Genomic DNA, 260 nt, shown 5'->3' with positions numbered 1-260 from the left:
GGCTACACGGGGCACGAGACCGATGCGGCGACCGGGCTCGTGTACGCGCAGCAGCGGTACTACGATCCGGTGCTGGGAAGGTTTTTGAGTGCGGATCCGGTGGCGGCAAATGGGGGTAGCGGGGCGAACTTCAATCGCTTCAGGTATGCCGATGGCAACCCATATCGATATACGGATCCAGACGGGCGGTGCACCGGTACGCATATTTGTAAGACGAAAGTGCACTCTGAAAACTCATGTCGCCGCCTCCTGCGCGTGGC

The 260-nt window shown here is 60.4% G+C and carries 1 protein-coding gene; it reads left to right on the top strand.

What is annotated here, in order from left to right; translation table 11 throughout:
• On the top strand, positions 1-260 hold a 260-nt coding region (locus MBSD_RS13850; RefSeq protein WP_148667899.1), incomplete at both ends, for an RHS repeat-associated core domain-containing protein.

Origin of the sequence: Mizugakiibacter sediminis, from assembly GCF_000953855.2 — a bacterium.
Classification (GTDB): Bacteria; Pseudomonadota; Gammaproteobacteria; order Xanthomonadales; family Rhodanobacteraceae; genus Mizugakiibacter; species Mizugakiibacter sediminis.
This window is presented reverse-complemented; position numbering and strand designations above follow the sequence as displayed.